The sequence below is a fragment of the Listeria monocytogenes genome, from assembly GCF_041765605.1.
Taxonomy (GTDB): Bacteria; Bacillota; Bacilli; order Lactobacillales; family Listeriaceae; genus Listeria; species Listeria monocytogenes_D.
Window position 1 is genome coordinate 133,593 of record NZ_CP168900.1, and the last position, 26,124, is coordinate 159,716.

Consider the following 26,124-nt stretch of genomic DNA (forward strand, 5'->3'; position numbering starts at 1 on the left):
CGAAAACCAAGGTTTCACATACCTGGGAGGAAAGGAAGTAGAAAAATGACTTTTTTAGAATTTCATCAACTAGTCAGCCAAGATTCACTGATTTATTCATGGATTAGAACGAATTTTTCTCTTACTCACCAAGAATTGGAGGTAGGTAAGGAACTAAAATTGCAACATGGACAGCTAATTGTTATGGAAAAAGGACTAATGGTACAAGAAAGCTTCGAAAAAAAGCCAACAATTCAACGCGTTTTTGCAGATCAACGGATTATTTTTACAACAGACGGAGGTCTTTCGCTAGCTGCTCTTGAACATACCACGTATATCGTTATTTCTACAGACGAGATACTTGAAAGGCTAGACGAAGATAAGTTGTTGCCAAATTTCTTTCTGCAAATAGCGGAAGATTTTGAGCGGAGCATAGAATGGCAAAGACAACTAATGTCAGCTTATCCGGAAGAACGTGTTGAAATGGTTTTACAGAAAGTAATTGAAAGGTATAAGCTAGACCCTGAACAAAATCCTGTATTTCCAAGGTGGCTTAAAATCTATGTGCTGGCTAAATTAGCAAAGTGCTCTGTATCAACAACTTCTGTGATAATAAATAATTTAGCAGAACAGGGTAAAATTAATGTTAAAATGACCCCATGGGAACTGGCACAGCCATCAAAAGCATCATGCGCCTCATAAAAAAATACTATGAAAAAAACTACTCAAAATTTATTTTTGAGTAGTTTTTTTGCTTTTTCTGCAGATTAGTATAACTTTATTATGTTTTTTTAATATACAATGTGTGTTTCTTGGATACACTAAATTATTAAGCTGCATTTTCTGTATTGGCTAACGATACACTAATTAATACCATAATAATATAGATTGATAAAACATTGATACGTCAGTGTTTCGAGAGTGATACTGAAAAGTTGGCACAGAACTTGCAATTAATAGAGCGGGTAGCAAAATAAATGAATTATATTAGGAGGGAAAAAGATGGTAGGAATTATCCTCGCAACTCACGGTGAATTTGCTGAAGGTATTTTGCAGTCCGGAACAATGATTTTCGGCGAGCAAGAAAACGTTAAAGCAATCACTTTGATGCCAAGCGAAGGTCCAGAAGACATCAAAGCTAAAATGGAAGCTGCAATTGCATCCTTTGATAGCCAAGATGAAGTTTTATTCTTAGTGGATCTTTGGGGAGGCACACCATTCAATCAAGCAAACGGTCTTTATGAACTACATAAAGATAAGTGGGCAATCGTAGCAGGACTTAATTTGCCAATGCTGATTGAAGCTTTCTCATCACGTTTTACAATGGAAAGCGCACACGAAATCGCAGCAAATATCCTTGCGCCAGCTCAAGAAGGTATCCGTGTGAAACCAGAAGAACTTCAGCCGCAAGTAACAGCTACTGAACAGCCACAAGCAGAAATCGCTGCAGTTGGTGATGGCAAAATCGAATTCGTTTTAACTCGTGTTGATTCACGTCTATTACATGGTCAAGTAGCCACTGCATGGACAAAAGCAACACACCCAACAAGAATTATCGTCGTTTCAGATGCAGTTGCAAAAGACGATCTTCGTAAAAAATTAATCGAACAAGCAGCACCACCAGGAGTAAAAGCTAACGTTATCCCAGTCCAAAAAATGATTGAGATTTCAAAAGATCCACGTTTCGGCAATACAAAAGCACTTTTATTATTCGAAAATCCTCAAGATGTTTTACGCGCAATTGAAGGTGGCGTAGAAATCGAACAAGTAAACGTTGGTTCCATGGCTCACTCTGTAGGTAAAGTTGTTGTTAGCAAAGTACTTTCCATGGGGAAAGATGATGTTGCCACTTTTGAGAAATTAAAAGAAAAAGGCGTTAAATTCGATGTGCGTAAAGTCCCTAATGACTCAAGCGCAAACATGGATGAAATCATCAAAAAAGCAAAAAATGAATTAAAGACACAATAAAAAATTAAAATAGGAGGTTTATTATGTCTGTCATATCAATAATTTTAGTAGTACTTATTGCATTTTTAGCAGGTATTGAAGGAATTCTAGATGAATTTCAGTTCCATCAGCCATTAATCGCATGTACATTAATTGGTCTCGTAACAGGTAACTTAACAGCATGTATCATCCTTGGCGGAACTCTACAAATGATCGCACTTGGATGGGCAAACATCGGAGCAGCCGTAGCACCAGATGCCGCGCTTGCCTCAGTAGCTTCAGCAATTATATTAGTATTAGGTGGACAAGGAGTAGCAGGTATTCCGTCCGCAATCGCAATTGCAATTCCACTTGCAGTAGCAGGTCTTTTCTTAACAATGATCGTTCGTACATTGGCAGTTCCAATTGTTCACTTGATGGACAGAGCCGCTGAAAAAGGGAATATACGCAGCGTAGAGTGGTTACATATTTCAGCAATTTGTATGCAAGGTATTCGTATCGCGATTCCTGCAGCAGCACTTTTATTCATTCCAGCAGACAGCGTTCAATCTTTCTTAGAAGCAATGCCAGCTTGGTTAACAGATGGTATGGCTATCGGTGGAGGAATGGTAGTTGCCGTTGGTTATGCACTAGTTATCAACATGATGGCTACTAAAGAAGTATGGCCGTTCTTCGTAATCGGTTTCGTAGTAGCTGCAATTTCTCAACTTACACTTATCGCAATTGGTGCTCTAGGTGTTGCACTTGCTCTTATTTACCTTAACCTATCTAAAATGGGTGGCGGTAACTCAAACGGCGGTGGAGGCGGAAACTCTCGCGATCCACTGGGCGATATATTAAACGACTATTAATAAAAAAAGGAGGAGAATAGAATGGCAGAAAAAATCGAATTATCAAAGAGAGACCGTCTACGCGTAGCATGGCGCTCTACGTTCATTCAAGGTTCATGGAACTACGAACGTATGCAAAATGGTGGCTGGGCATTCTCTATGATTCCCGCTATTAAAAAATTATATAAAACAAAAGAAGATCGTTCATCTGCATTAAAACGTCACTTAGAATTCTTTAATACACATCCATATATTGCATCTCCAATTCTTGGGGTAACACTTGCACTGGAAGAAGAACGTGCAAATGGAGCAGAAGTTGATGATGTAGCAATTCAAGGGGTTAAAGTTGGTATGATGGGACCTCTAGCTGGTGTTGGTGATCCAGTATTCTGGTTTACAATTCGTCCAATGTTAGGTGCATTAGGTGCTTCTCTTGCCTTGAGTGGAAACATTCTTGGACCTATCTTATTCTTCGTTGCTTGGAACGTAATCCGTTGGGGCTTCATGTGGTATACACAAGAATTCGGCTACAAAGCTGGTTCTAAAATCACTGATGACCTTTCTGGTGGATTACTACAAGACATTACAAAAGGTGCTTCGATACTCGGGATGTTCGTCCTCGCCGCCTTGGTGCAGAGATGGGTAAATATCCAGTTTGCGCCAATTATCTCGAAAGTTAAACTTGATGAAGGTGCGTATATTGATTGGAGTCATCTTCCACAAGGTGCACAAGGTATTAAAACTGCTTTAGAACAACAACAAGCAGGTTTAGCTCTTTCTGAAATTAAAGTAACAACCTTGCAAAATAACTTGGATAACTTAATCCCAGGACTTGCAGCAGTTGCTCTTACATTCCTATGTATGTGGTTACTTAAGAAAAAAATCAGCCCAATTATCATCATTCTAGGTCTATTCGTAGTTGGTATAGTTGGTCACTTAATCGGGCTTCTGTAAAAATAAGCTGATCGAAAAGAGGCTGGTGCAATATTCACCGAGCCTCTTTTCGTTTAGATATATGACACAGATAAACGAATACGGTATAATAAACAAAACAAGCGAAAAGAAATGGAGCGAATACAGTTGGTTCAATCGATTAATACAAAGGTAGACTTAACAATAGATGCCACCGCGTATACTGGACTTACAGATTACGGGAAAATTATGATTGGCGACAAAGGTTTTGAATTTTTTAACTCACGTGATGTGCGTAAATTCGTCCAAATCCCTTGGGAAGAAGTAGACCAAGTTATCGTATCCGTTATGCTAAAAGGTAAGTGGATCCCTCGCTACGCCATTAAAACAAAGCGCAACGGCACATACACATTTGCTTCTAAAAAGCCTAAAGAAGTTTTACGTAAAATAAGAGTTTATGTCGACCCAGCCAATATGGTGAGCTCGCTAAGTTTCTTTGATGTTATGAAGCGCTCGTTTCGGTCGATATTTAGCAAGAAGAAAAACAAAAATAAATAAGCCGATTTATACCGAAAAGCTTCAATGGACTTATGTCTGTTGATGCTTTTTTTCGTACATAATAATTGAACAAACAGCACATTTTGGTACAATAGAAAGTGAAATCAAAAGTAAACGAAGGAGGAACACCAACATGAAAAAACCAAGAATCTACACGATGTCATTCGCTAGTGTATACCCTCTTTACATACAAAAAGCGGAGAAAAAAGACCGCACAAAAGAAGAAGTAGATGAAATTATTTTTTGGCTAACCGGTTATGATCAAGATTCTTTGCAACAAGCAATCGACCAAGCAATTGATTTCGAGACCTTCTTTGCTGAAGCGCCGAAAATGAATCCCAATGCATCTTTAATCACCGGAGTTATTTGTGGCTACCGAGTGGAAGAAATTGAAGATAAACTAATGCAGCAAATTCGTTATTTGGATAAATTGGTGGATGAACTTGCAAAAGGAAAGAAAATGGAGAAGATTTTAAGGAAATAAGTAAAAAGCAGCCAGATTTGGATGGCTGCTTTTTTATTGCTTAGCTTCTGGAGACTTTCTTTTTTAAATTTGCTAGAGAGTTCGCTACTTTTAAAGTAGTTTTTACAGATTTTCGGTTTAATGTTCCTTGATAATGTCTGATTTTATTAGTTAGTTCGTGATTTTTATTAATCGTCAACTGTAATTTTTGTTTAGTATCTGTCAGTTGTTTTTCTAATTGCTGATTTTTTTCTTGTGTTTCAGTAATTTTTTGTTGGTATTTTTTGTTTTGTTCAGAAGTTGTTTTTTTCAGTTGGGTAAGTTGGTTATTTACGAGATTGACGCGGTATCTTGTGCTAAAATCATGTCTTTCTTTTAATAAATTGGTGGAGATTTTTACTCGGTTTAGCATTTCTTGAGGGTTTAATATGGAAATGGGGTCTGGACTTGTTGGGAAAGTAATGGAGTTTATAAGTTCATCCATGGGAGCTGATTTTCTGTTTTTATCGTGTTTATAGATATGATTGAGACCATTAGTATCTAAGAAATCAATATAATTATCAAAATTTCTTGCTTGGACTTTTTCGGCTGATTTCAGGTCCACTTTAGTTAGTAATTCTTGGAGGTTGTTGGTTTTTTCTAATTCATCGATGGTTACGTGAGGAAGCGCATGGTAGGAGGCTAGTTCACGCATTCTGGCATCTTGTACGAAAGAAATATTAGGTGTTCCGACTATTGTTGGAATGACGTTTCCATGTAGGCGAGAGCCAATGCTAAAATCAACTTTCTTCACAAAATCGAACCAACTAGGCATGCTAGTGAAATATTTTACTCGACCTTCTTGATAATACTTATGTTGGATATTTGTTGGGTAGCCATTGATATCACTAGAGATATCTGGACCGCCGGCATACATTAAATGGAATTCGTCTAGGTGTTGAGGGATAAAGTGATAGTCTTTATATGTAGTAATCATGTTGTTAAGGAAATTGATAGCTATTTCTGAAGATGTTGGGGATGCATTAATAGCGATGGTGGATTGATCTGTTAAGTGAAAATCTCTTATTTTTATTTCTCGTCCGAATGTATAAAGGGACGGACAACCAATTACTCGGAAGTCAAGTTCTGCGTTAAATCCTAGTTTTTTTAAATAATCTGCAGTAATTTGTCCTCGAACCCCAATTTGAGCTGATTTTTCTAGGACTGCTTTAACAAAGTTAGTAACATCTTCATCAAAAGAAAAACCTTCGTCTAGTTGTGGTTCGTAATTCGCTCTTAACCCGACGCCTGTTACGATGACTGGGATTTTTAATTTGCGAATGAGTTGGGTGTAATTGCGGAGTACTGGCCTAAAGTCGTCTCGAAATGCGTCAGCTAAAGGCATAACATAGAGGTCGTAATTTTCATTGATTTTTTCTGCGAGATTGGGGTTAGATGAAAGACCGTCAGCATGTATTTCTACATCATCATTCCACAAAGCTCGATAAATGCTATATTGATACGCAAGATTACCATTGTTAAACCCGGTTCGATCCTTTAAATAGATGTCTTCCGGCGTGTAGACATTGGTCGGTCGCATACCCGATCTAATGAGTATTCGCTTCACTAAAAAACCACATCCTTAAGTAAGTTAATATTTAAAGTATATCAAAATATTAACCTGGTTAACAATTTTAAAGATGAAATTCATGGTTTATTTGTGATTATGTTTACATGCATCAAAGAAGTAGCCGATTTCTTCCACTAATGCTTCATTCACCGAATAAATATGCGTTGTTCCTTCCTTTCTTAAATTAATCAGTTTGGCTTCTTTAAGCAGTTTAATGTGGTGTGACATGGTAGATTTGGAGATATTGTAAGTTGTGCCAGAGAAGCGTTTTTCTTTGCTTTTCAGTAAACATAGGAAAATATCAAGACGAATTGGATCGCTTAGGGCTTGGAAAATTAATAATAAATCTGATTTTGAGAGCTCTTTTAATTTTTTCATACAAATATCATATCATAACTTACATTTTAATTGCGCGGAACTTGCTGCTATGTTATATTATGATAGTTCGAAAATAATCGAACTATTAAATCTGAAAGAAGTTGTTGGGAAATGTTGCATATTGAAGCGCAAATTACGGTCAAAAAAGAACAAACCGAAGCTTTTTTGCAGGCGGCTAAGGAAGTTATTGCTGCATCAAGAGCAGAAGCTGGGAATCATGGTTATGAATTAGTGCAATCAACGGAAAACGAAACAGTTTTTTATATGTTAGAAAAATGGGCGGATATGGCTGCCATTCAACAACACAACGACAGCGAGCATTTCAAAAAATTCCAGAAATTGGCTGCTGATTTTGTTGCTAACGAACTTGAAATTTCAGTATTAACGCCACTTGCGCGATAAGGAGGATCATAATATGACTTATGTAAATAATGATTTTGAAGACTTAATGAAAAACCGCCGCTCAATTCGAGAATACGATGAAACGGTGAAAATTAGCCAAGAAGAAATGAAAGCTATTCTAGAGGACGCGGTAACGGCTCCTTCTTCTGTAAACATGCAACCATGGCGTTTTGTGGTCGTGGAAAGTGATGCGGGTAAAGAAAAATTAAGCTCGTTAGTTCGCTTTAATACACGTCAAAATGAATCTTCTTCCGCGATGATTTTAGTTTTTGGTGACTTAGAGAATTTTGAAAACGGTGAAAAAATTTACGGAGAATCAGTTGAACGGGGCTTGATGCCGGCAGAAGTGAAAGAACAACAAATGGCTAAATTAAGCCAGTACTTTGCTTCCATTCCGCGCTCAGAAGCTGAACGTGTCGTCCTTATTGATGGTGGGATTGTGGCAATGCAATTAATGTTAGTTGCTCGGGCGCATGGTTATGATACAAATCCAATTGGTGGTTTTGAACGTACGGAAGTTGCTGAGGCCTTCAATATGGATCCAGAGCGTTATGTACCGGTTATGATTGTTTCTATCGGTAAAGCTAAAAATTCTGGCTACCAGTCTTATCGATTACCGATTACGGATGTTACGACTTTTGCTTAAAAGAGGGCAAGGAAATAGCTGCTATTTCCTTGTTCTTTTTTTGTTCCTTTCTTGGTATAATTAAAATAACATACAGCCAAGGAGGAGAAGCAACTGTGACTATCAAAATAACTCGTAAAACTGGAATTGGCAGCGGTATTACTCCGGTGAAAATTAGAATCGAAAATGAAGAAATTGTAAAACTCGACAATCATCAGTCTCATTTTTTTATGCCTAAGATGGAGAAAACAAAGGTTTGCGTGACTGATTGGTTTTATGGGAGTCAGGAAGCGGTTTTGGAAAATAGTAATGATGTTATTGTGCGGATTAACCGTAAAGCACTAATATTAAATTATTCAATGTTTCCATTTCTTTTTTTCGGGCTTTTGGCCACTAGTTGGGTGTCTACAGTCATTGCTTTAATCCTTTGTTTGGCATCCTTTTTTTATTCGCGAAAGGATTGGTTTGAATTTGTGAAAATTAAATAATATTTAATCGATAGTATGAGCGAAGTGCTTGTGCTATTTTTTTATCTGTGTAAGTTTTTATTCCATCTGTGTATCTTAGGAAGGGGTCTTAAACCGCATAATGACAGCGCTTTCTTTTGGCATGATAATTGCATGATATACAGATGCTCGGAATGAATCTTTAATCGGGGGGAGGAAATTAGAGAGAAGAACATTCGGGCAACCACACAAAAAGGGGTACAGAGAGACAAACTTAGAACTGCCGAAATGAGGTTTATAAATCAAAAATCGGGGTGAAGAGATGAATAAGAAGATGAAAAAGCTTTTTAGTATTACTTCTGTTGTGTTGTTAGTTTTATCATTAGTGGTTGTATCAATTGGTGCACAGCCAAAACGGGCGAAAGCGGCTGAAAATGTACCACAGTATCGAAATGTTATGTATTACGGTGATTGGTCGATTTGGGGAGGAGAAGGGAACTTTTATCCGAAAGATATTCCAGCTGATCAATTAACACATTTGAATTTTGCTTTTCTGGATTTTAATAGTAATGGGGATTTAGTTTTTACTGATAAAGATGCTGCTGTTGGGGCGCCTGTTGGACAAGAGGGAGTTCAATGGGGCGGAGCAAATGCGGGCGTTTTGAATGCGATTCAAGATTTGCGCGCTCAAAATCCGAATTTGAAAATAGGGGTTTCGGTTGGTGGCTGGTCTAAGTCGGGAGATTTCTCGACAGTTGCAGCAGATCCAACAAAACGGGCTAACTTTGTGAAAAATGTGATGAAGTTTGTGAAATATACTAATATGGATTTTGTTGATTTGGACTGGGAATATCCTGCTTCGGTACGGGACGCTGACCTTGTTGATAATAAAAACGATGAAGGCACACCAAATGCAAAACCTGCGGATAAGCAAAACTTTATTACACTTTTACAAGATTTAAGAACTGCTTTGGATAAACAAGGCGTGGATATTAACAAGAAATACGAATTATCGGTTGCTTTACCAGCTGCAAAATCTACTTTAGAAAATGGGATTGATGTAGCGAATTTATTTAAAGTAGTCGATTTTGCGAATGTGATGACGTATGACTTAAATGGTGCTTGGACACCGAATAGTGCGCATCATACAGCGCTTTACGGCAATCCGAAAGATCCGAATTATGATAGTGGTTTTTCTGTCGACCAAACCGTTAAATACTTAAAAGAAAAGGGAGCAGTTTCGAATAAAATTGTTGTTGGGGCAGCATTTTATACTCGGGGCTGGAATAAAGTAGCTGCTGGAACGGATACGGCATTGCCAGGGCTTTTCCAAGCTGCTGAAAAAACGAATAAAGATGCGGATGGCTCGCTTACTTATGGGGCAAACAACGAAAACCCAATTAAAACTGGCGATGGGGGCCGTGCTGGCGGAGTTTGGGCGTATAGAAGTATTGATGCGCTAAAAGCTAAAACGCCAACATTGAAAGAATACTGGGATGATACTGCCAAGGCGCCGTATCTTTATAGTAAGGAAACTGGGGAGTTTTACACATATGACAATACGCGTTCAATTGGCTATAAGGCACAGTATGTAAAAGATAATAATCTTGGTGGGATGATTTCTTGGATGCAGTCGCAGGATAAAACAACGACTTCAACTAAGCGCGATGAACTTACGAAGGCTATTAAAACCGGATTGTTCGGTACAAGCGCAATCCCGCAAAACGCAATCACATATGCGAATTTAAATGTGGTAGCAACTGTCAAACCTTATAGTGAAAATGGCGTCGGATACGAAATTACAATTACAAACAATGAAAAAGCGGATGAAACCAATGAAGTCTTGAAATCAACGGAGCTCTCTTTTGAAACAGTGAAATTACCTAAGTTTTATATTCCGGTAAAAGCAGGCGAAACGCTAACTGCTGGGGATTATAAAGCTGGGACAGTTACTACTTCAGGTGGCAATACAGTAGTTGATTTAGCTTCTGTATATGATGCACAGCAAATTCCGCAAGGCGCATCTTATACTTTCCGCTTAAAATCGAGTGCATCTAGTGTGGATGTAGCTAACATTTCTAAAATTGATTTAACACAACGGATGGTAAAATCGAGTGTCGAATTTGGTAAACAAACGATTTTTGGCGGGGGAACTGTTGTCCCTGATCCAAGTGACACAGAAGCGCCAACAGTACCAAAAGCACTCACATCTTCTAATGTAACCGATAAATCTGCTACTCTATCGTGGACAGCTTCAACGGACAATAAAGCGGTGGCTGGATATAAAGTGTACCGAAATGGGACCGAAGTGGGCTCTGTTTCAGGAACTACTTTTACAGATAGTGGCTTAACTGCAAAAACAGCGTACACTTACACAGTAAAAGCGTATGATGCGGCTGGGAATTTCTCGGCAGCAAGCTCGACCTTAACTGTGACAACGCTTGATGCGGCAACACCACCAGCAACTCCAGCATGGGACGCTGCCAAAACGTACAATAAGGGAGACAGGGTTTCTTATAAAGGGAAAACATATGAAGCACAGTGGTGGACTCAAGGAAATGAGCCAGGAGCTGAACAGTGGGGCCCTTGGTTATTAATAAATTAATAGACAAAAACAGAGATTCTTTCCGGAGAATCTCTGTTTTTATTTGAAAAACTAGCCAAACGTATTACAATGAATAAAAGCGACAAGAGAGGGTGCAGAGGAATGTATTTTGTATACGATATTGGTGGAACTTTTGTTAAATTTGCGTTGATGGAAAATAACGGTACGGTGAAAATGAAAGATAAATTCCCTACAACTGCCAAAAGTGCAGAAGAACTTGTAGCTCAAATGGTCGAAAAGTGGCGCCCCTATAGGACAGAAGTGAAGGGCATTGCTGTGAGTTGTCCGGGCGTGGTAGATACGGAAAAAGGCGTGATTTACCAAGGTGGCTCGCTATTATTTATGCATGAGAAAAATTTGGCTGAAATGTTAGCGCGTGAATGTCATGTTCCCGTTGTCTTGCAAAATGATGCGAAGAGTGCGGCTTTAGCGGAACTTTGGTTAGGTGTGGCAAAAAATGTACATAGCGCGGCGATTTTAACGCTTGGAAGTGGCGTTGGTGGCGGAATTATTATGGATGGTAAATTACAATCTGGTTATCATTTGATGGCGGGAGAAGTTAGTTTTATGGAGACTTCTTTTGATACGAAGAAATTGCGAGGTACATTCTTTGGAAGAACTGGATCAGCGGTGGAGTTAATTAAGCGCATTGCATCAAAGAAGAATTTACCCAATAAAAAAGACGGTGAGCACGTTTTCGAATTAATTAACCAAGGTGATGAAGAAGCGAATGCTATTTTTGATGCGTATATTTATGAATTAGCATCTCAAATTTTAAATATCCAGTATTTGATTGATCCGGAAATTATTGCAATTGGTGGTGGCATTAGCGCCCAACCGGTTGTTGTTGAAAGGCTAAATGAGGCTGTCGCAGAAATAAAAGCAGCTAATCCTTATCATGCCGCACAACCGAAAATCGTCACTTGTCATTTCCAAAATGATGCGAATTTGTACGGAGCATTGTATAATTTCTTTTTACAAATGGATGCGCAAAATAAAAGGTAACTAGAATCTCTAGTTACCTTTTTTCTATAAAGCTTGCAACATATCAAACTGTGATTGATATAAATTATAGTAGTAGCCGTGTTGTGCCATCAGTTCTTCGTGACTGCCAGCTTCTTGAATGCGGCCATTATCAATGTAGAAGATGCGCGAACTGTTTTTGATTGTCGAAAGCCTGTGCGCGATAATGAAGGAAGTTCGGCCTTCCAGTAGTCGCTCAAGCCCTTCTTGGAGTAGGATTTCTGTTTGTGTATCAATACTTGAAGTTGCTTCATCAAGGATAAGGATTTTCGGGTCGGCTAAAAGAGCACGGGCAAAGGAAATCAGTTGTCGCTGACCGGCCGAAAGAGTGCTACCTCGTTCTTTTACTTCGGTATAGTAGCCATCTTTTAGACCGGAAATGAAATCATGAGCACGAACGACTTTGGCAGCCGCGATAATTTCTTCTTCGGTTGCATCTAGCTTCCCGTAGCGAATATTTTCGATAATCGTTCCTGAGAAAATAAACGTATCTTGGAGCATCACGCCCATTTGTGACCTGAGTGATTTAAGCGTGACTTCTTCGACATTTTCTCCATCAACTAAAATTTCTCCAGAATTTATATTATAAAAACGGCTGAGCAAGTTGATAATTGTCGTTTTTCCTGCACCTGTAGGACCAACGAGCGCAATTGATTCACCCGCATCCACATGAAAATTAATTCCTTTTAAAATGTCCACGCCTTCCTCATAACGGAAATAAACATCTTTAAAGTCAACATTTCCAACGATTGGTGGCATTTTTTTCGCATTTGGGACATCTTTAATATCAGGCTCAACATCCATTGTTTCGAAAATCCGCTCCAAATAAGTCGTTGCGGTAATAAGCGAATTGTAGAAGTTACCAATATTAATAACAGGATTCCAAAAATTCCCAACATAACCGATGAAAGCAATCAGTGTCCCGGTAGAAACGTCCACCCCATAACCTTTGATTCCAACGAAGTAAATTAAACAAGTCGTCATTACAGCGATATTTTGAACCCCTGGCCAAAGCAAGAATTGAATTTTCACCGCTTTCATCCAAGAACGGCGGTACTCATTACTTACCTCGGTGAAAATCTCAAAATTCTCTTCTTCCCGCGAAAAGCTTTGTGTCACTTTAATTCCAGCGATGCTCTCGTGGATATAGGCGTTCATGTTGGATTGTTTGTTGCTTAGAACTTGATAAGCTTTGCGTTGCGCAGTTTTAATGACCATGACAATCACGAAAAGAACCGGGATAAGCGCTAAACTATACAACGTTAAAACGGGATCAATCATCAGCATAAAACCAAGTGTTACAATGACACTTAAAATATCAGAAATCAGATTTATCAGCCCATTAGATAATAAATCACTCAGCATATTGATGTAATTAACAACACGAATTAAAATTTTTCCATGCGGACGACTGTCAAAATAAGAAAAAGGAAGTTTTTGCAAATGACCGAAAATCGCTGTCCGCATATCTTTTAAAATGTCTTGTCCAATCAACGTAATCGACCTAATGCGGTATCGCATACAAAGTCCGGTTACAACGACAGAAACTATGAAAATAATCGCAATCCAGAATAGTTGTGTTATGTTTTTGTTTGGAATCGTATCATCTATGACTATTTTGGTTAAATACGGGCCAATCATTGTCGCTACATTTGCTAATAAGATGACAAAGAGCGTAATATAAATGGATTTTTGATAGGGTTTTACGTAAACGAGAATACGTTTTAAATGTGCGGCGCTGAAGGCTGTTTCCAGTTCTTCGTCAATATCAAATTTATTTCTAGCCATTCACATTCGCCTCCGTTCCAAGTTGTTTATTGTAAATATCAAAATAATAACCTTTTTCTGCTAGCAAACTAGTGTGTGTACCGCGTTCGATGATTTCGCCATGATTTAAAATTAAAATTTCATCGGCTTCTTTTACAGAAGAAATCCGGTGTGCAATGATAAATGTGGTCGTATTTTCCGTGATTTTTTTTAATTCGCCTTGGATTTTCACTTCGGTTTCCATATCGACAGCGGAAGTGGTATCATCCAAAATCAAAATGGATGGATTTTTTAAAAGAGCACGAGCTAAAGATATGCGCTGCTTTTGCCCTCCAGAAAGTCCAACACCGCGTTCACCAACAATCGTGTCATAACTTTCAGGCATGGTTTCAATGAAGTGGTCCGCGTCTGCAATTCGCGCCATACGCCGGACATCCTCCATTGTTGCATCAGGAGCGCCAAATGCAATATTTCCTTCAATCGTATCAGAAAATAGGAAAATATCTTGCATCACCGTGGCGATATGATTTCTAAGTTCCCGCACATGCCATTTTCGCGCATCGACGCCATCAATTAAAATTTCACCGGAAGTTGGATCGTAAAACCGGCAAATTAAGTTGACGAGCGTTGATTTTCCTGCGCCAGTTTCGCCCAAAATAGCAATTGTTTGGCCTGGAGAAGCTTTTAGTGAAATATTTTTGAGTACGTCCGTGTTTGGGTCGTCCTCGAAATGAAAACTGACATTTTTAAACTCGACGTGACCTTGAAGTGATGGCGCAGGTTTTTCAGCGTGGATGGGAATTTTAGCGTCCGTCGCCATCATGTCTTGAATTTTAAACGAAGAAGCGATAAAGCGTTGAACGTCGTTAATCAGCCAACCACTCATCCGCATCGGGCCATTCAGCATCCATAGAAATCCATTGAAGGCAACTAAATCTCCCAGCGTCATTTGGCCTTTAATTACTAAATAGCCACCGAAAATAAGCGTGATGACAACGAGCATGCCTGCGAGCGAATCAAGCACTGGCAAATAGGTTCTGGAAACATCGGCAGAATCTAGATTACGTTTTTTGAAATCCTCATTATGTTCATGGAATTTCTTCATTTCAAAATCTTCTCGTGCGAATGCTTTTACGACGCGATTCCCGCTAATATTCTCTTCCACCATCGAATTGAGCCGTGAAAAGCTCTCCCGAATTTCATAAAAAACTGGTTGGGCTTTGCTCGACATTTTCATGGTTAAAATAGCAATAAGCGGCGTTAGGATAACAAGCGCAAGCGTTAGTTTCCAGTCAATCGTGGCCATAATAATAATCGCAAAACTAAACAAAAATACATTTTCCAAAATGTTGTAAGATACCCACGAAACAAAATGACGAATCGCATCCGTATCACCAGTCATCCGCGCCATAATATCCCCAACGCGCGTATTATTGAAAAAATCAAAATCGAGTGATTGCAACTTTTTATATAAATCTTCTCGAATTCGGAAAAGGGAATTTTGCCCGATTCGTTCGCACATAATCTGATAGGTATAACGGCAAATAGTTCGAATAATTGTCGAAATAATCATGATTAAAAGTAGCGGGATAAGCAAATTCGTTTTATTTTGATAGACAACATCGTCAATCACTTTTCCGCCAAGTAACGGATAAATAATACTAATACCAGAAGCAATAAAAATTAAAATAAATACACCAATCATAAGCAATCGATATTTTCGGACATATTGCCAAATCCATTTCATACTCTCCATTTTTTCACATCCTTTAATATTCATATATCCATTTAGTTTACACTCCTAATTTCGAAAAAGAATGGTTTATATTCGCTGTAAGCATGGACAATGTTATATAATTAAAAGATAAATGTAAGCGTTATAACGAGGAGGTGAAGTGATGCTGAAAATAAATACGACCACATTTAATCCGCAAATTTTGTATATCGCGAATTGTTATACGAATGAGGTGCGCGTAGGTGAAAATCACCATCATGATTTTTTGGAAATCTCGATTATTTGTGAGGGAAACGTTATTTATGATATTGAAGGCGAGCGAGTCAAACTTGGAAAAGGCGATATGCTGATTTTTAATCCTGGCGTGAATCATTACGATATAACCGAACCAGGTATGACGAATGCGCAACTCCATATAGGTTTTCGGAACTTTGCACTGGAAGGATACACGCGAAATACGTTCCCGTTTAAAAAGGCCTTTTTACGAAAAAAAGAAGAGGAATCTGCTATTTTATCTATTTCTAAACAAATTATAGAAGAAAAAGACGCTGGAAAACCTGGATATGACTTGATTTTAAAAGCTTTCGTTATGCAATTAATTATCCATGTTTTACGCGAAGCCACCCCAGAACAACTTGAAAATAACGGCGTCAAATTATCTACCGACGAGCAGCAAAAACAGATACTTGTAAACGAAATTATTCATTATATGGAAAAACACCATACAGAAGATGTCTCGCTCTCAACGCTTTCGCAAACGATGTACATTAGCCCCGCCTATATCTCCAAAGTATTTAAAGAAGAAACCGGGGAATCACCAATTAACTACTTAATCAAAATTCGCCTTACTCGTGCAGAAGAATTATTGAAGAATAAAGACGTTACCGTAAAACAGGCCGCAAATATGGTCGGATATAATGATGCTTATTATTTTAGTAAGCTTTTCAAGAAATATTACGGATTTCCACCATCAGAAAACTGGCGCAAATCGAGTTAGAATTCCAAAATAAGACAGAGAGAAGGAAGACTGGATGGAATATAAAAAAGCTTTAGCGTTTATAAAATCAAATAGCATTCTAGAACAAGAAGAAGGAACTGAAGTTATTTTTAAACGGGCACAAGAAACAGCTCGAGGGAATTTGGATCCTTTTTTATTAAAAGACCTGAAACAACATCTTGGCGGTACGAATGATGCGATAAAAGAAGCGCCGCAAGAAATCCAAATGCCAGATTTTTCTAATTTGGAAATAGCAACGGCAGCTGCACTACAAATGCGAGCAACGATGGGAAGTCCGAATATTGATTTATCAAACGGCGTAACTACGGAATATCGGGTTGTTGAAGGCGATTATGGCGATATTCCGGTACGAATTTATCGTCATGAGGAAGCAACCAAACCAGTTCCCGCATTCATTTTTTATCATGGTGGTGGCTTTGTTGGTGGAACGCCGGCTGTAGTGGAGAATTTTTGTAAAGGTATCGCGGAAAAGTTACCGGCAGTTGTTATTAATGTAGACTATCATTTAGCTCCAGAATTTCCGGCACCAGCAGCTCCAAAAGATTGTTACCGGGTGCTTGAATGGGTAGTGGAACAAAGCGACGAACTCGGCATCGACGCTTCGAAAATAGGTGTTTCCGGAGATAGCGCGGGCGGAACTTTAGCAGCGGCGGTAAGTTATATGGATTATGAAGCAGAGACAAATTATGTAGGATTTCAAGCCTTACTTTACCCAGCGCTAACGTTAGTAGATGAAGATAATGATAAGTATAAGTGGGATATTTCCAAGTTTGGGGCATCCGAAGAGACACTTCCGCTCGTTGCGCCAGGTATCATTGGAATGAACGGCTCTGGCGAATTACTGCGGACAGCCTATGTTAGAGACGAAAATCCCGCATCGCCAATTTATTCTCCACTATCGGCCGTAGATAAAAGTATTTATCCGCCTACACTTATAGCCAGTGCGGAGTTTGACGCGTTACGAGCTTTTGCAGATATTTTTGCTAAAGAACTGCGAGCAAGTGGTGTACAAACAAAAGCAATCGTTTACCAAGGAATGTGTCATGCTTTCATTGATAAATACGGGATTTTCCCTCAAGCGGAAGACGTGGCAGATGAAATTGTTCAAATGATGAAAGAAATATTTTAAAGAATAATTTGCAGGCATTTTCCGGAATGCCTGTTTGTTTTTGGACTAAATTTTGCGATTAGTACTAAAAATGTATTAGAATAGAGAAGAGAAATGAGAAAGGATGATGGGACTCATGAAATTTCAGCTTTTTATTCAGCCAAAATTAGATGTTCTTCAGGGAAATATTGTCGAATATGAAATACTTTTACGTGATGATAGTGCAGTTCCTAGATTTCCTCTATCAGAATTAGAAGCTGTACTCGCGGACGAAGAACTGTACTTAGCTTTTTCCGAGTGGTTTAGCGAGGCGTTCTTAGACGTTTTAAAGAAATATCCAAATGATCGATTTGCCATAAATATTGCGCCACAACAGCTTTTTTACATAGAAACACTCCACTGGCTAGACAAATTAAAAAGCGAGAGTCATCGTATAACTGTAGAAATGACCGAAGATATTTTCGATGTACCCGGGCATAAACGCCACCTTAATGCGAACGATAAAGACGCATTTATTCTAAATAAAATTAAAGTGATTCACGGTCTCGGCTACCATATCGCTATAGACGATGTTAGTTGCGGATTGAACAGCCTAGAGCGAGTGATGAGCTACCTACCTTACATAATAGAGATTAAATTCTCCCTCATTCATTTCAAAAATATACCATTAGAAGATTTACTACTATTTATTAAAGCTTGGGCAAATTTTGCTCAAAAAAATAAGCTTGATTTTGTTGTTGAAGGAATTGAAACGAAAGAAACCATGACTCTTTTAGAAAGTCATGGCGTCTCGATTTTTCAAGGTTATTTAGTTAATAAGCCATTTCCGGTTTGAAAGCTATCGACTTGATCGAGTAGTTTCTCATGCGAACTAATGATAATGGGTTTCTTAGCGAGCAACAAGCCATTTTCGCGTAATTCTTCTAGCGATTCAGTAATTCTGGCACGACTAGAACGACAATAATCAGCTAAGAAAGTTTGCGTGACAAAGACTGGGAGCTCAATAGGTCCTTCTGTTTGATGCAAATGAAGCAGCTCAATAATTTCCACCAAAATGCGTGTCACTTTGATAATGGGTGCTTGATTAATATTCTTGTAATTTTTTGCAGTAAATAGATATCTAACAATAACCTCATCAAGTATGAGATGGAAAAAATGTGGATTTGCATACAAATAATTGAGAAGAAACTCACGGTCAATAAAAAGAGCCGTACCGTTTTCTAATGCGCGAACGCGGTATTCAGTAAGTTCAGGCGCTCTTTTTGTTTCGAGTAAACTTTCCATCCCAAAAAGTGAATGTTGACTTATCAAAGCATTTATCATCCAACGTCCTTCATTTGTAGGGCCTTCTAAAACAGCAGTTCCCTCTAAAATAGCGCCTATTTGCGCCGGTTTTTCTTCGTACTCTCTATAAGAATGAATAATTTCTCCTTTTTTAAAAGAAACTTTATTCGAATAATCACTAGAAAAAATAGCTGAAAAATCTATATTGTGAAGCATTATCAAAACTCCTATACTAAGGTAAAATTGTTATTTACCATATTACTGTACTGCTATTTGTGATAAAAAGATACCGAATAAAAATCGTGTTCACAATTTAGACAAGAAAATGTCACTTATTAGCAACAATTGAGTTGATTTTACGACTTAAAATGTTTTTTTCTTCTTTAGAGAGAATTTTAACAAAAAAAGACGCTCCATAAAAAGGAGCGTCTTTCAAAACTTCTTATAAACATCAATGGAATTGCCAAAATTTATGAGATATCCACCATAATCATACATTGGACCATATTTTTCCGCGTAATGAGAAACTGTATGGCGCAAAAATTCTTCCGTAACCTCTAAAAACTCCGCTACTTCAAAATATTCTCGTAACCCTAGATAAAAACATGCAATAATATCATCTAGCGGTATTAGTTCCTCGTAACCTTTGCGACGAGCGAAAATCTCTTGTTTTTTATCCATAAGGGTTTCCTGCTTGGTGATATTACCTACAGTATATTTGTAATGCATCAATTCCTCTACTAAAACACAACCTTTTTCAATGGAAGATTGATCTTTACTAATAAAAATCGTCCCATTTAAATAGAGACCTGGCAGTTTATAAGGCATTTTCTCTTCTCTGATTGTTACCTCGTCTTGGTATTTATTTACCAATTTTTCGTACAATAAAATCACATCCCGCGATGGAGTTTTTTCTTCATCTCTATATAAGCTAAAATATCCCGCATTTCTTCTTCGGTTACATCGTCATCAATATGGGCTGCAATTGTCACCAAGCGTTCATCAACAGGCGGTAAATTTCTTTCAGGAAAAAAGTCATCTAATCGTTTGTTGAAGATTTTTGCAAGTTCAAATAAAACATCTTGATTTGCTTTTCGATCGCCATTTTCATAGCGGCTAATAGTTTGGCGAGTCGTATGAAGCTTCTCTGCTAATGCTTCTTGATTTAAGCCTCGTTCCTCGCGATATTGTTTTATTTTATTTCCTACAAATTTATTTAACTCCATAATAATTGCCCTCCACATGTTTATGGCTTCAGTATAGCACTTTTAGCACCAAAACGGAACTTTTTCGAACATATTTGTCGGATAAAGTTTACCGGTAACCAAAATGGTGCTATAATATTTGTAGAGCTAGAAAATAAATGCGGCTGATTTCGCACCGATAGCACCGAATTGGTGACAAGGCTACTATATTAATTTATGAGATGGAAGTGGGAATGGATGGATAGAAAACTTTTAAAAGAAAAGCAAATCCAACTAATTTTTCAACTAGAACAAGAAGAAAATCGATTTATTCGAAAACGTTTGATAGAAGAGTTGGAGTTTTTTGAAGCACTTGGGGACAGAGAAAAAGGATTGTTAACAGCGGAGCAAAAGTTGCTTATTTTAACGCCTAGTGAATACCGAGAATACAAACGAACTAAATCAGATGTGCAAATTAGTAGGTTAATTGGAGTATCGAGATCGTCTCTTGCGGAATGGAAGCGAAAAAAAGGTTTAAATAGAAAAAAGTCGCAACCGGTTCAGCAGGAAATGATTGATGTATTAGCTTTTCATTTAGATAAAACAAAAGACGAAATTGGCGCTTTACCTGCTTCGGCGATTGAATGTCAGTATGAGGCTTTTGTGATTAATGAAGCTCACAATTAAGGAGTGATAAAATGCAGGTTTTAGTTTTACCAGAAAATAAGGATATCAATTATATAAAAACGGTCCAAGAAGTAAAACGATTTTTTGCGGATTTTGAGCGGTTTCGGGTGATTACGGGGTTATCAAAAAAGCCACACTTACTTAGAAATGGTTTTCTGGAAGAGCCGCAGTTTGCGCCGGTAGCATTTTCTGCTAGACATAATAAAGAGGTCATTTTGGAAGCGCGATGGTTGGTAGAGAAATATACTGAAATGTTAAATCAGATGGATGATTTATATCGCACTATTTTGATGGAATGTTACGTGGAACGAAAACAAGATGTGGCGGTAATGATGGATTTACCGTACGAAATTGCCCAGTTTAAACGGATAAAAAAACGAGCAGTATTAGAAATCGCAACGCTAATGGGAATTTTAGTAAGGAAATGATGATACTTTCGTGATATTTTGAAATGTCATTTTACGATTAATATAGAAGTAAGCTAATTGTCCAGTAAGCGGATGACAATAAAAGCTGCATCAGAATGAAGGTGCACCGATTTTCTGATAATACATGATGTTTTACAAGAAATTTGTTTTTATGATTGGATTTTTCATCCGTTGACATAAACAAATATTCTATTTTGGAAAGTAAAGTTCGGAGGAATAAATTATCAAATGTGGTCTCGACCGAATTTTGCTTTCTGTTTTTAAAGGAGTGAATGCTTGGTGTTACATGCCCATTAACTAAAAAGGAGGTTTTCCATGGAAGTCATACTAAAAATTGGGATTTTAGGTTTTGGCGCGGTGTTTGGATACTTGTTTGGGGAAGTGGATTTATTGGTAAAAGTGCTGGTGTGCTTTATTGTAGCTGACTATATTTCTGGGCTACTCGCTTCAGGGTATCTTGGGGAACTTAGCAGCAAAATGGGTTTCAAAGGAATCGCGAAAAAAATCGCTATCTTAATTTTAGTGGCTATTGCGCATCAAATAGATTTGATTCTGGGAACGCATAATACAACGCGGGATGCGGTTATCTTTTTCTATTTGGCGAATGAGCTGATTTCCATCTTGGAAAATTTCGTTCGAATGGGGATGAAGGTCCCGGAAGTATTGAAAAATTTAATTTTGATTTTTGATGCTAAGTCAGGGGACGAGGAGGAAAAGCATGACAAAGATATGGATTGATGCCGGTCATGGTGGCAAGGATCCAGGGGCAAGTGGCAACGGACTTGTTGAAAAAAATTGGGTACTTGCAACTGCGAAACAGCTTCAAACAGAACTAGTAAAAGCAGGATTTGAAGTAGGCATGACGCGAACAAATGATACTTTTTTAGAATTACGCGAACGTGCAAAAAAAGCGAATAGTTTTAAAGCTGATTTGTTTATTTCACTTCATTTTAATGCTGGTGGAGGTAGAGGTTACGAAGATTTCATTTATACATCCGTTCCAACTAAAACAACAGAGATGCAAAAAGTATTGCATAAAAATATCTTGGCTAAAGTTGCCAAATATGGAATGGTTGATCGAGGGATGAAAAGAGCAAACTTTGCCGTATTACGAGAAACTTCCATGGATGCGATTTTGCTTGAAGCAGGTTTTTGTGATAGTAAAGATGCAACTGTGCTGAACTCAAATGCGTATCAACGCGATTTTTGTTTAGGAATTTTAGCGGGAGTGAAGCAGATTTTTCAAAATAGATAACAAACAAATTAAAGGAGGAATTTTAAAATGAGTGAAATTGTAAAAGAATTTGATATAAAAAAGGCACAGGACAACTTAGCTACACTTGTAAATTGTTGGGAGCCGTTTCAGTTTATTATGATTAGCGATTCATATGTATATGGGGTGTCTCAAACAGCACGAGTTGAGCCTAATGATGCGACTATTTATCAAATTGATAATAATGGTGAGGTTATGGGGAAAATGTTACTAGTTGGAGGTACTCATAATTCTGCATATGGTGTAAAAACTATCAATGGGAAAGACTATATCTATGCTCCGATTCATACTTCTACAGGAGATAAAGTTGTATATAAATTTGAATTTGAGAAAGACACAACTATCACTGAAAAGTCTCCCAAAGCTAAGAAATTAGGTGATTTTAAACAAAAGAAATCCTTGAATATCAGTATTTCAAATGATGATGTATTTGTTTTTACTTTACTGGCAGACAATACAGCAACGGTAATGAAATTTACTCTAGCGGAATTTGAGCAAGGTGCTACAGATAGCGCAATTAAGTTTGATGTAGGTAATAAAACCTATGGCTATTTACAAGGATTTGCTGGTTTTGGTGATAAAGTTTATATCGCGATTGGTCCAGGAGGTACTGCTCTTGATCCTGTAAGTAAATGTTACTTGTATACGCATTCACTCATTGATGGTAGTTTGTATGACAAGCAGTGGATTTCGTGGGGTAGTGATGATGAGTTGGGGGAACCCTTTAACAAATATCGAGAGCCAGAAGGTATGGACTTTTTTGTAAGCAAAACGGGGGAACCAGTTTTAGTACAGACTGTCTTTACCGGTGGAAATAGCGGTGATGGAAAGACAGTTCGAAGACGCAATAAATTATATACGATAACAAATTTAAATAATAGCGATGATTTTACAAATAAGTTTAGCCGAAAAAGACCTGCATCAGCCACTCTGTTTAAAGGGGAGTTAAAAGGAAATGATGCTAGTACGGTATATTTACCAAGAGATATAGCTAATTTTGAGTATATTGTAGTTTCATGGATGCACGGTGATGGAGTTCGACGTCAAGAAAGTTTTCATGTGAAAACATTAGAAGGTTACCCTCGAGTTGATCTTTCTAATATTGTCTTACAAGGAGACGGATTTGCTACTATTTACTACTTTATTGTTGAATTCTCAACTTCTAAAATGCGTGTCGTTAATTCGAGGGCACGGAGAATGAAACCTACAGGCTGGGATGCTCTAGTTGATCCATATGCTAATTCTATTATTCTTTCTGTAGAAGGTTACAACTTACGTTAAAATAAGAACCCCCTTACCATACTCGGTAAGGGGGATTTAGTTATAGTCTCAATTAACTTCTCTTCCGCAAAACATAAAGCGCAGTAGTCGTTAAAATAATACCGAATACAGTTGCAAATCCAGCTGTATCACCAGTTGTTGGTAAGGATGTGTTAGATGAAGTTCCTGTTGTTGATGTATTTGGTGTCGTAGTTGTCGGATCTTCGGTAGTAGTAGTTCCGCCATTTGTGCCGGAGCCGTTACCGTTATTTGTTCCGCCATTTCCATCTGTGCCACCGTTATTTCCGTTTCCATTACCATTATCCGTGCCGCCGTTTCCGTTATCTGGAGGAGTCGTTGCCGCAGCTTGAACAGTTGCTTGGAAAGTGGTGCTATATCCGTTCGGGTCAGTGATAGTTGTTGTGATTTGGTCGCCTTTTTTAAGGTTTAAAGATGTTACATCTACGGAAAACTTGCCATTTGCGTCAGCTGTTGCGTTAGGTCCGGCAGCAAGCGCCATTCTTGCGTTAGCAGTTGCCTTTTGAACAGAAACTGTAGCTCCGGGTAAAGTAGTTCCAGTTAGAGTTTTGTCTTTTTCGGCTAGTTTATTGATTTTTGTTGCGTCTTTGATTGCTTTGATAGCTGCATCTTCGGTTTCTTTGTCGATTTCAGCTTGGGATTTGTAGACTTTACGTCCTTCTTTTTGAGCTGTAATGACTTTTCCAGCAGCTTTTTGGTCTTTGATGTAGTTGATGAATGTTTCAGTATCTGGGTCGATTGCAGTTACTAGATTTGCTTTTTTGAAGGCAGAGAATCCATCGCCACCGCCAAATAGGAAGTCATTGATTACGACTTTGTATTTTTGGTCAGCTTTTAAAGGAGTTCCGTCTTCTGTTGTAACGCTCGCAACTTTGTACGCGTGATCCAAGTCATCTGTATCTGTGAAAGTGTATTTTAGTCCAGAAATTTGTAGGAAATAAGTTTGGTTGCTTAAATATTGTTGGTTTAGAGCTTCCAAAATATCAGCACCAGTCATTTCGACTACTTGCAAAATGTTACCAAATGGTTGAACAGCTTGAGCCGCGCCCCATGTGATTTCGTTTTGGCCATTTGCAAGACGAGTAGTAAGGTCAGAACGAATTCCGCCGTTGTTAGTCATAGCAAAGTCGACATCGGCGCCGGCTTTATTTGCCATGTAACGTTGCGCATCCGTAATCATATTACCAAGCTCGGATTCTTTATCGTCAATTGCTTTGTTGTCTGGATTTGTGTCACGAGAAATAACGTCTTTATTCGCTAGTCCGATAGTTTCGTTGATAACCCCTTCAATGCGGCTTTTCGCATCTTCAGTTACAGCTGTAATATCGGCATTTGGTGTGACGCTTCTCGTGTTGTATGTAATTTTAGCGTCAGGTGGTGTAACGAAATCGCCGGTAGTTTTATCGAGTTCGCCAGTTACATCTGAAAAAGCTTTACCATTGTTGTAACTTTGGACGATACGAGTTTTTCCGACTAATCCATTTGTGTATTGGTGATTGTGTCCAGCAAGAACTAAATCGACCGAGTTATTTGGGTCTAATTCATTTGCTTTTGTCATCATATTAGCAGCTTCCCCAGCTACATCTTGTTTTGTTCCAGTGTTAGGATTTCCAGTAGAAAGTGCGGGAACGTGAGATAGAACAACGATTGCGTTAACGCCTTGGCCTCTAAGTTCAGCAGAGTATTTAACGATTGTTTCTGCTTCGTCAAGGAAATCGTAGTCTTTAATATGATTTGCAAGAACTAAGTTAGGAATTTCTGTTGTAACGATACCGATGAAGCCAACTTTGACGCCATCAATTTCTTTTACATAGTATGGTAAAAAGCCTTCTGCGACTGTGTTTGTTCCTTTGTTGACTACGTTAGCTGCGACGATTTTCATGTCACTTTTAACGCGTGGATAAGCTTCTACGATTGGTCCGAACTTGTTTGTAGAAACCCCATCCAAAATTCGTTTGTATTCAGGTAATCCTTCATCAAACTCATGGTTACCTAATGTGCCGACTTCGAAATTCATTTTTTGGAGAACTTTCATCGTTGGCTCGTCTTGAAGTAAACCTGATACTGCTGGACTTGCGCCGACCATGTCGCCCGCTTGAACACGGATAGCATTGTCAGTTGTCGCCCCAGGATTTGCCTGTAAAAATGAGTTAGTGGCATTATCCAAATTGGTAGCTAAGTAATCTGCTCCGCCAATTGGTGAGCCTGATGCATCTTTAGAGGCTGTTTCAAGCGCTCCGTGGAAATCATTTATTCCCAAAATTTGAATGGGAACGGTATCCGCTGCTGCTTGTGCTGTTGTCCCGGTGAATGGTGCTGTAAGTCCGATTGTGAGCCCTGCTACGAGTAAAACATGTGTAGTTTTCTTGAAAAATTTGTTCACTTTCACACTCTCCCTTTTTTCGCCAGTGGCAATTTTGTAAGCGCTAACTCATAGGTGCCTAGCTATAATTGTAGCAAAGAGGAATCACCCTAGCAATAGGAAATATGGATTTTGTGTAAATGTAGTGATAATATTTGGCTATATTTTCATTTCGATGGAAAAAAGGGTAAACTAGAGAAAA

At 38.3% G+C, this 26,124-nt stretch carries 26 protein-coding genes and 1 pseudogene; 19 read left to right on the forward strand and 8 right to left on the reverse strand.

The window, feature by feature from the left end:
• Window positions 1-45 precede the first annotated feature (45 nt).
• The 6 genes from AB2Q86_RS00680 to AB2Q86_RS00705 all read left to right on the forward strand — a co-directional run bounded on the left by AB2Q86_RS00680 (window position 46) and on the right by AB2Q86_RS00705 (window position 4,710).
• On the forward strand, window positions 46-681 hold the full coding sequence (locus AB2Q86_RS00680) for a Crp/Fnr family transcriptional regulator (RefSeq protein ID WP_012582143.1): 636 nt from the start codon (window positions 46-48) through the stop codon (window positions 679-681).
• A 300-nt stretch (window positions 682-981) separates the two neighbouring features.
• Entirely contained in the window at window positions 982-1,947 is a 966-nt protein-coding gene (locus tag AB2Q86_RS00685) for a mannose/fructose/sorbose PTS transporter subunit IIA (protein ID WP_012582142.1), read from the forward strand.
• A 23-nt stretch (window positions 1,948-1,970) separates the two neighbouring features.
• On the forward strand, window positions 1,971-2,777 hold the full coding sequence (locus AB2Q86_RS00690; protein WP_003724931.1) for a PTS mannose/fructose/sorbose transporter subunit IIC: 807 nt from the start codon (window positions 1,971-1,973) through the stop codon (window positions 2,775-2,777).
• Between the two features lie 21 nt (window positions 2,778-2,798).
• Window positions 2,799-3,710 carry a PTS system mannose/fructose/sorbose family transporter subunit IID gene (locus AB2Q86_RS00695; RefSeq protein ID WP_003728942.1) on the forward strand — a complete coding sequence of 304 codons (912 nt, stop codon included), beginning with the start codon at window positions 2,799-2,801 and terminating at the stop codon, window positions 3,708-3,710.
• Between the two features lie 126 nt (window positions 3,711-3,836).
• Window positions 3,837-4,226 (forward strand): DUF956 family protein, encoded by a 390-nt coding sequence (locus tag AB2Q86_RS00700; protein ID WP_003728941.1) that lies wholly within the window; start codon window positions 3,837-3,839, stop codon window positions 4,224-4,226.
• A 133-nt stretch (window positions 4,227-4,359) separates the two neighbouring features.
• The gene (locus tag AB2Q86_RS00705) at window positions 4,360-4,710 is read left to right on the forward strand and encodes a DUF2200 domain-containing protein (RefSeq protein WP_003721726.1); all 351 of its coding nucleotides are present in this window, start codon (window positions 4,360-4,362) and stop codon (window positions 4,708-4,710) included.
• Between the two features lie 40 nt (window positions 4,711-4,750).
• On the opposite strand, the gene AB2Q86_RS00710 is transcribed toward AB2Q86_RS00705, so the two are convergent.
• The gene (locus AB2Q86_RS00710) at window positions 4,751-6,268 is read right to left on the reverse strand and encodes a polysaccharide pyruvyl transferase family protein (protein ID WP_041176606.1); all 1,518 of its coding nucleotides are present in this window, start codon (window positions 6,266-6,268) and stop codon (window positions 4,751-4,753) included.
• Window positions 6,269-6,382: 114 nt separating this feature from the next.
• The gene (locus AB2Q86_RS00715; RefSeq protein ID WP_012582140.1) at window positions 6,383-6,676 is read right to left on the reverse strand and encodes a helix-turn-helix transcriptional regulator; all 294 of its coding nucleotides are present in this window, start codon (window positions 6,674-6,676) and stop codon (window positions 6,383-6,385) included.
• A 111-nt stretch (window positions 6,677-6,787) separates the two neighbouring features.
• Between AB2Q86_RS00715 and AB2Q86_RS00720 the strand changes: the two genes are divergently transcribed.
• From AB2Q86_RS00720 to AB2Q86_RS00740, 5 genes are all read left to right on the forward strand, one after another.
• Window positions 6,788-7,078, forward strand: a complete 291-nt coding sequence (locus AB2Q86_RS00720) for a putative quinol monooxygenase (RefSeq protein ID WP_012582139.1) — start codon at window positions 6,788-6,790, stop codon at window positions 7,076-7,078.
• A 13-nt stretch (window positions 7,079-7,091) separates the two neighbouring features.
• On the forward strand, window positions 7,092-7,724 hold the full coding sequence (locus AB2Q86_RS00725; protein WP_003721729.1) for a nitroreductase family protein: 633 nt from the start codon (window positions 7,092-7,094) through the stop codon (window positions 7,722-7,724).
• Window positions 7,725-7,819: 95 nt separating this feature from the next.
• The gene (locus AB2Q86_RS00730; protein ID WP_012582138.1) at window positions 7,820-8,191 is read left to right on the forward strand and encodes a hypothetical protein; all 372 of its coding nucleotides are present in this window, start codon (window positions 7,820-7,822) and stop codon (window positions 8,189-8,191) included.
• Window positions 8,192-8,483: 292 nt separating this feature from the next.
• Complete coding sequence (chiB, locus tag AB2Q86_RS00735) at window positions 8,484-10,754, forward strand: chitinase ChiB (RefSeq protein WP_077904899.1); 2,271 nt, start codon at window positions 8,484-8,486, stop codon at window positions 10,752-10,754.
• 102 nt (window positions 10,755-10,856) lie between these two features.
• On the forward strand, window positions 10,857-11,759 hold the full coding sequence (locus tag AB2Q86_RS00740; protein WP_012582136.1) for an ROK family protein: 903 nt from the start codon (window positions 10,857-10,859) through the stop codon (window positions 11,757-11,759).
• Between the two features lie 24 nt (window positions 11,760-11,783).
• Here AB2Q86_RS00740 and AB2Q86_RS00745 read toward each other — a convergent pair whose 3' ends face one another.
• Window positions 11,784-13,565, reverse strand: coding sequence for an ABC transporter ATP-binding protein (locus tag AB2Q86_RS00745; RefSeq protein ID WP_012582135.1), 1,782 nt, complete (start codon window positions 13,563-13,565; stop codon window positions 11,784-11,786).
• Window positions 13,558-15,300, reverse strand: coding sequence for an ABC transporter ATP-binding protein (locus tag AB2Q86_RS00750; protein WP_003728934.1), 1,743 nt, complete (start codon window positions 15,298-15,300; stop codon window positions 13,558-13,560). The genes AB2Q86_RS00745 and AB2Q86_RS00750 overlap by 8 nt, the downstream gene beginning before the upstream one ends.
• A gap of 142 nt (window positions 15,301-15,442) precedes the next feature.
• Here AB2Q86_RS00750 and AB2Q86_RS00755 point away from each other — a divergent pair, with 142 nt between their 5' ends.
• The 3 genes from AB2Q86_RS00755 (at window position 15,443) to AB2Q86_RS00765 (ending at window position 18,240) form a co-directional block, all read left to right on the forward strand.
• Entirely contained in the window at window positions 15,443-16,276 is an 834-nt protein-coding gene (locus tag AB2Q86_RS00755) for an AraC family transcriptional regulator (RefSeq protein ID WP_014588990.1), read from the forward strand.
• A 34-nt stretch (window positions 16,277-16,310) separates the two neighbouring features.
• Window positions 16,311-17,426: an alpha/beta hydrolase gene (locus AB2Q86_RS00760; RefSeq protein ID WP_012582133.1), complete on the forward strand. Its 1,116-nt coding sequence runs from the start codon at window positions 16,311-16,313 to the stop codon at window positions 17,424-17,426.
• 106 nt (window positions 17,427-17,532) lie between these two features.
• Complete coding sequence (locus AB2Q86_RS00765) at window positions 17,533-18,240, forward strand: EAL domain-containing protein (protein ID WP_003728932.1); 708 nt, start codon at window positions 17,533-17,535, stop codon at window positions 18,238-18,240.
• On the opposite strand, the gene AB2Q86_RS00770 is transcribed toward AB2Q86_RS00765, so the two are convergent.
• From AB2Q86_RS00770 to AB2Q86_RS00780, 3 genes are all read right to left on the reverse strand, one after another.
• On the reverse strand, window positions 18,210-18,905 hold the full coding sequence (locus AB2Q86_RS00770) for a Crp/Fnr family transcriptional regulator (protein ID WP_003728931.1): 696 nt from the start codon (window positions 18,903-18,905) through the stop codon (window positions 18,210-18,212). The two genes, AB2Q86_RS00765 and AB2Q86_RS00770, sit on opposite strands and share 31 nt — an antisense overlap.
• Before the next feature lie 216 nt (window positions 18,906-19,121).
• The gene (locus AB2Q86_RS00775; RefSeq protein ID WP_012582131.1) at window positions 19,122-19,574 is read right to left on the reverse strand and encodes an ImmA/IrrE family metallo-endopeptidase; all 453 of its coding nucleotides are present in this window, start codon (window positions 19,572-19,574) and stop codon (window positions 19,122-19,124) included.
• A 5-nt stretch (window positions 19,575-19,579) separates the two neighbouring features.
• The gene (locus AB2Q86_RS00780; protein WP_003721740.1) at window positions 19,580-19,915 is read right to left on the reverse strand and encodes a helix-turn-helix transcriptional regulator; all 336 of its coding nucleotides are present in this window, start codon (window positions 19,913-19,915) and stop codon (window positions 19,580-19,582) included.
• Window positions 19,916-20,131: 216 nt separating this feature from the next.
• Between AB2Q86_RS00780 and lmaD the strand changes: the two genes are divergently transcribed.
• From lmaD to AB2Q86_RS00805, 5 genes and pseudogenes are all read left to right on the forward strand, one after another.
• The gene (gene lmaD / locus AB2Q86_RS00785; RefSeq protein WP_003728929.1) at window positions 20,132-20,560 is read left to right on the forward strand and encodes a protein LmaD; all 429 of its coding nucleotides are present in this window, start codon (window positions 20,132-20,134) and stop codon (window positions 20,558-20,560) included.
• A gap of 11 nt (window positions 20,561-20,571) precedes the next feature.
• Window positions 20,572-20,988 (forward strand): protein LmaC, encoded by a 417-nt coding sequence (lmaC, locus tag AB2Q86_RS00790; RefSeq protein WP_012582130.1) that lies wholly within the window; start codon window positions 20,572-20,574, stop codon window positions 20,986-20,988.
• Window positions 20,989-21,303: 315 nt separating this feature from the next.
• Window positions 21,304-21,726, forward strand: a complete 423-nt coding sequence (locus AB2Q86_RS00795; RefSeq protein ID WP_003728927.1) for a holin family protein — start codon at window positions 21,304-21,306, stop codon at window positions 21,724-21,726.
• Window positions 21,707-22,231 (forward strand): annotated as a pseudogene (locus AB2Q86_RS00800) (N-acetylmuramoyl-L-alanine amidase); the annotation flags it as partial. The gene AB2Q86_RS00795 and the pseudogene AB2Q86_RS00800, both read left to right, overlap by 20 nt.
• Window positions 22,232-22,270: 39 nt before the next feature.
• Complete coding sequence (locus tag AB2Q86_RS00805; RefSeq protein WP_012582128.1) at window positions 22,271-23,542, forward strand: hypothetical protein; 1,272 nt, start codon at window positions 22,271-22,273, stop codon at window positions 23,540-23,542.
• Between the two features lie 52 nt (window positions 23,543-23,594).
• On the opposite strand, the gene AB2Q86_RS00810 is transcribed toward AB2Q86_RS00805, so the two are convergent.
• Window positions 23,595-25,949: a bifunctional metallophosphatase/5'-nucleotidase gene (locus AB2Q86_RS00810; RefSeq protein ID WP_077904900.1), complete on the reverse strand. Its 2,355-nt coding sequence runs from the start codon at window positions 25,947-25,949 to the stop codon at window positions 23,595-23,597.
• Window positions 25,950-26,124 lie beyond the last annotated feature (175 nt).

Bases quoted from the DNA above. Each gene is read 5' to 3' on its own strand.
- AB2Q86_RS00680 (WP_012582143.1), top strand. From the start codon at position 46: ATGACTTTTTTAGAATTTCATCAACTAGTCAGCCAAGATTCACTGATT.
- AB2Q86_RS00685 (WP_012582142.1), top strand. From the start codon at position 982: ATGGTAGGAATTATCCTCGCAACTCACGGTGAATTTGCTGAAGGTATT.
- AB2Q86_RS00690 (WP_003724931.1), top strand. From the start codon at position 1,971: ATGTCTGTCATATCAATAATTTTAGTAGTACTTATTGCATTTTTAGCA.
- AB2Q86_RS00695 (WP_003728942.1), top strand. From the start codon at position 2,799: ATGGCAGAAAAAATCGAATTATCAAAGAGAGACCGTCTACGCGTAGCA.
- AB2Q86_RS00705 (WP_003721726.1), top strand. From the start codon at position 4,360: ATGAAAAAACCAAGAATCTACACGATGTCATTCGCTAGTGTATACCCT.
- AB2Q86_RS00710 (WP_041176606.1), bottom strand. From the start codon at position 6,268: ATGCGACCGACCAATGTCTACACGCCGGAAGACATCTATTTAAAGGAT.
- AB2Q86_RS00715 (WP_012582140.1), bottom strand. From the start codon at position 6,676: ATGAAAAAATTAAAAGAGCTCTCAAAATCAGATTTATTATTAATTTTC.
- AB2Q86_RS00720 (WP_012582139.1), top strand. From the start codon at position 6,788: ATGTTGCATATTGAAGCGCAAATTACGGTCAAAAAAGAACAAACCGAA.
- AB2Q86_RS00725 (WP_003721729.1), top strand. From the start codon at position 7,092: ATGACTTATGTAAATAATGATTTTGAAGACTTAATGAAAAACCGCCGC.
- chiB (WP_077904899.1), top strand. From the start codon at position 8,484: ATGAAAAAGCTTTTTAGTATTACTTCTGTTGTGTTGTTAGTTTTATCA.
- AB2Q86_RS00740 (WP_012582136.1), top strand. From the start codon at position 10,857: ATGTATTTTGTATACGATATTGGTGGAACTTTTGTTAAATTTGCGTTG.
- AB2Q86_RS00745 (WP_012582135.1), bottom strand. From the start codon at position 13,565: ATGGCTAGAAATAAATTTGATATTGACGAAGAACTGGAAACAGCCTTC.
- AB2Q86_RS00750 (WP_003728934.1), bottom strand. From the start codon at position 15,300: ATGGAGAGTATGAAATGGATTTGGCAATATGTCCGAAAATATCGATTG.
- AB2Q86_RS00755 (WP_014588990.1), top strand. From the start codon at position 15,443: ATGCTGAAAATAAATACGACCACATTTAATCCGCAAATTTTGTATATC.
- AB2Q86_RS00760 (WP_012582133.1), top strand. From the start codon at position 16,311: ATGGAATATAAAAAAGCTTTAGCGTTTATAAAATCAAATAGCATTCTA.
- AB2Q86_RS00765 (WP_003728932.1), top strand. From the start codon at position 17,533: ATGGGACTCATGAAATTTCAGCTTTTTATTCAGCCAAAATTAGATGTT.
- AB2Q86_RS00770 (WP_003728931.1), bottom strand. From the start codon at position 18,905: ATGCTTCACAATATAGATTTTTCAGCTATTTTTTCTAGTGATTATTCG.
- AB2Q86_RS00780 (WP_003721740.1), bottom strand. From the start codon at position 19,915: ATGGAGTTAAATAAATTTGTAGGAAATAAAATAAAACAATATCGCGAG.
- lmaD (WP_003728929.1), top strand. From the start codon at position 20,132: ATGGATAGAAAACTTTTAAAAGAAAAGCAAATCCAACTAATTTTTCAA.
- lmaC (WP_012582130.1), top strand. From the start codon at position 20,572: ATGCAGGTTTTAGTTTTACCAGAAAATAAGGATATCAATTATATAAAA.
- AB2Q86_RS00795 (WP_003728927.1), top strand. From the start codon at position 21,304: ATGGAAGTCATACTAAAAATTGGGATTTTAGGTTTTGGCGCGGTGTTT.
- AB2Q86_RS00805 (WP_012582128.1), top strand. From the start codon at position 22,271: ATGAGTGAAATTGTAAAAGAATTTGATATAAAAAAGGCACAGGACAAC.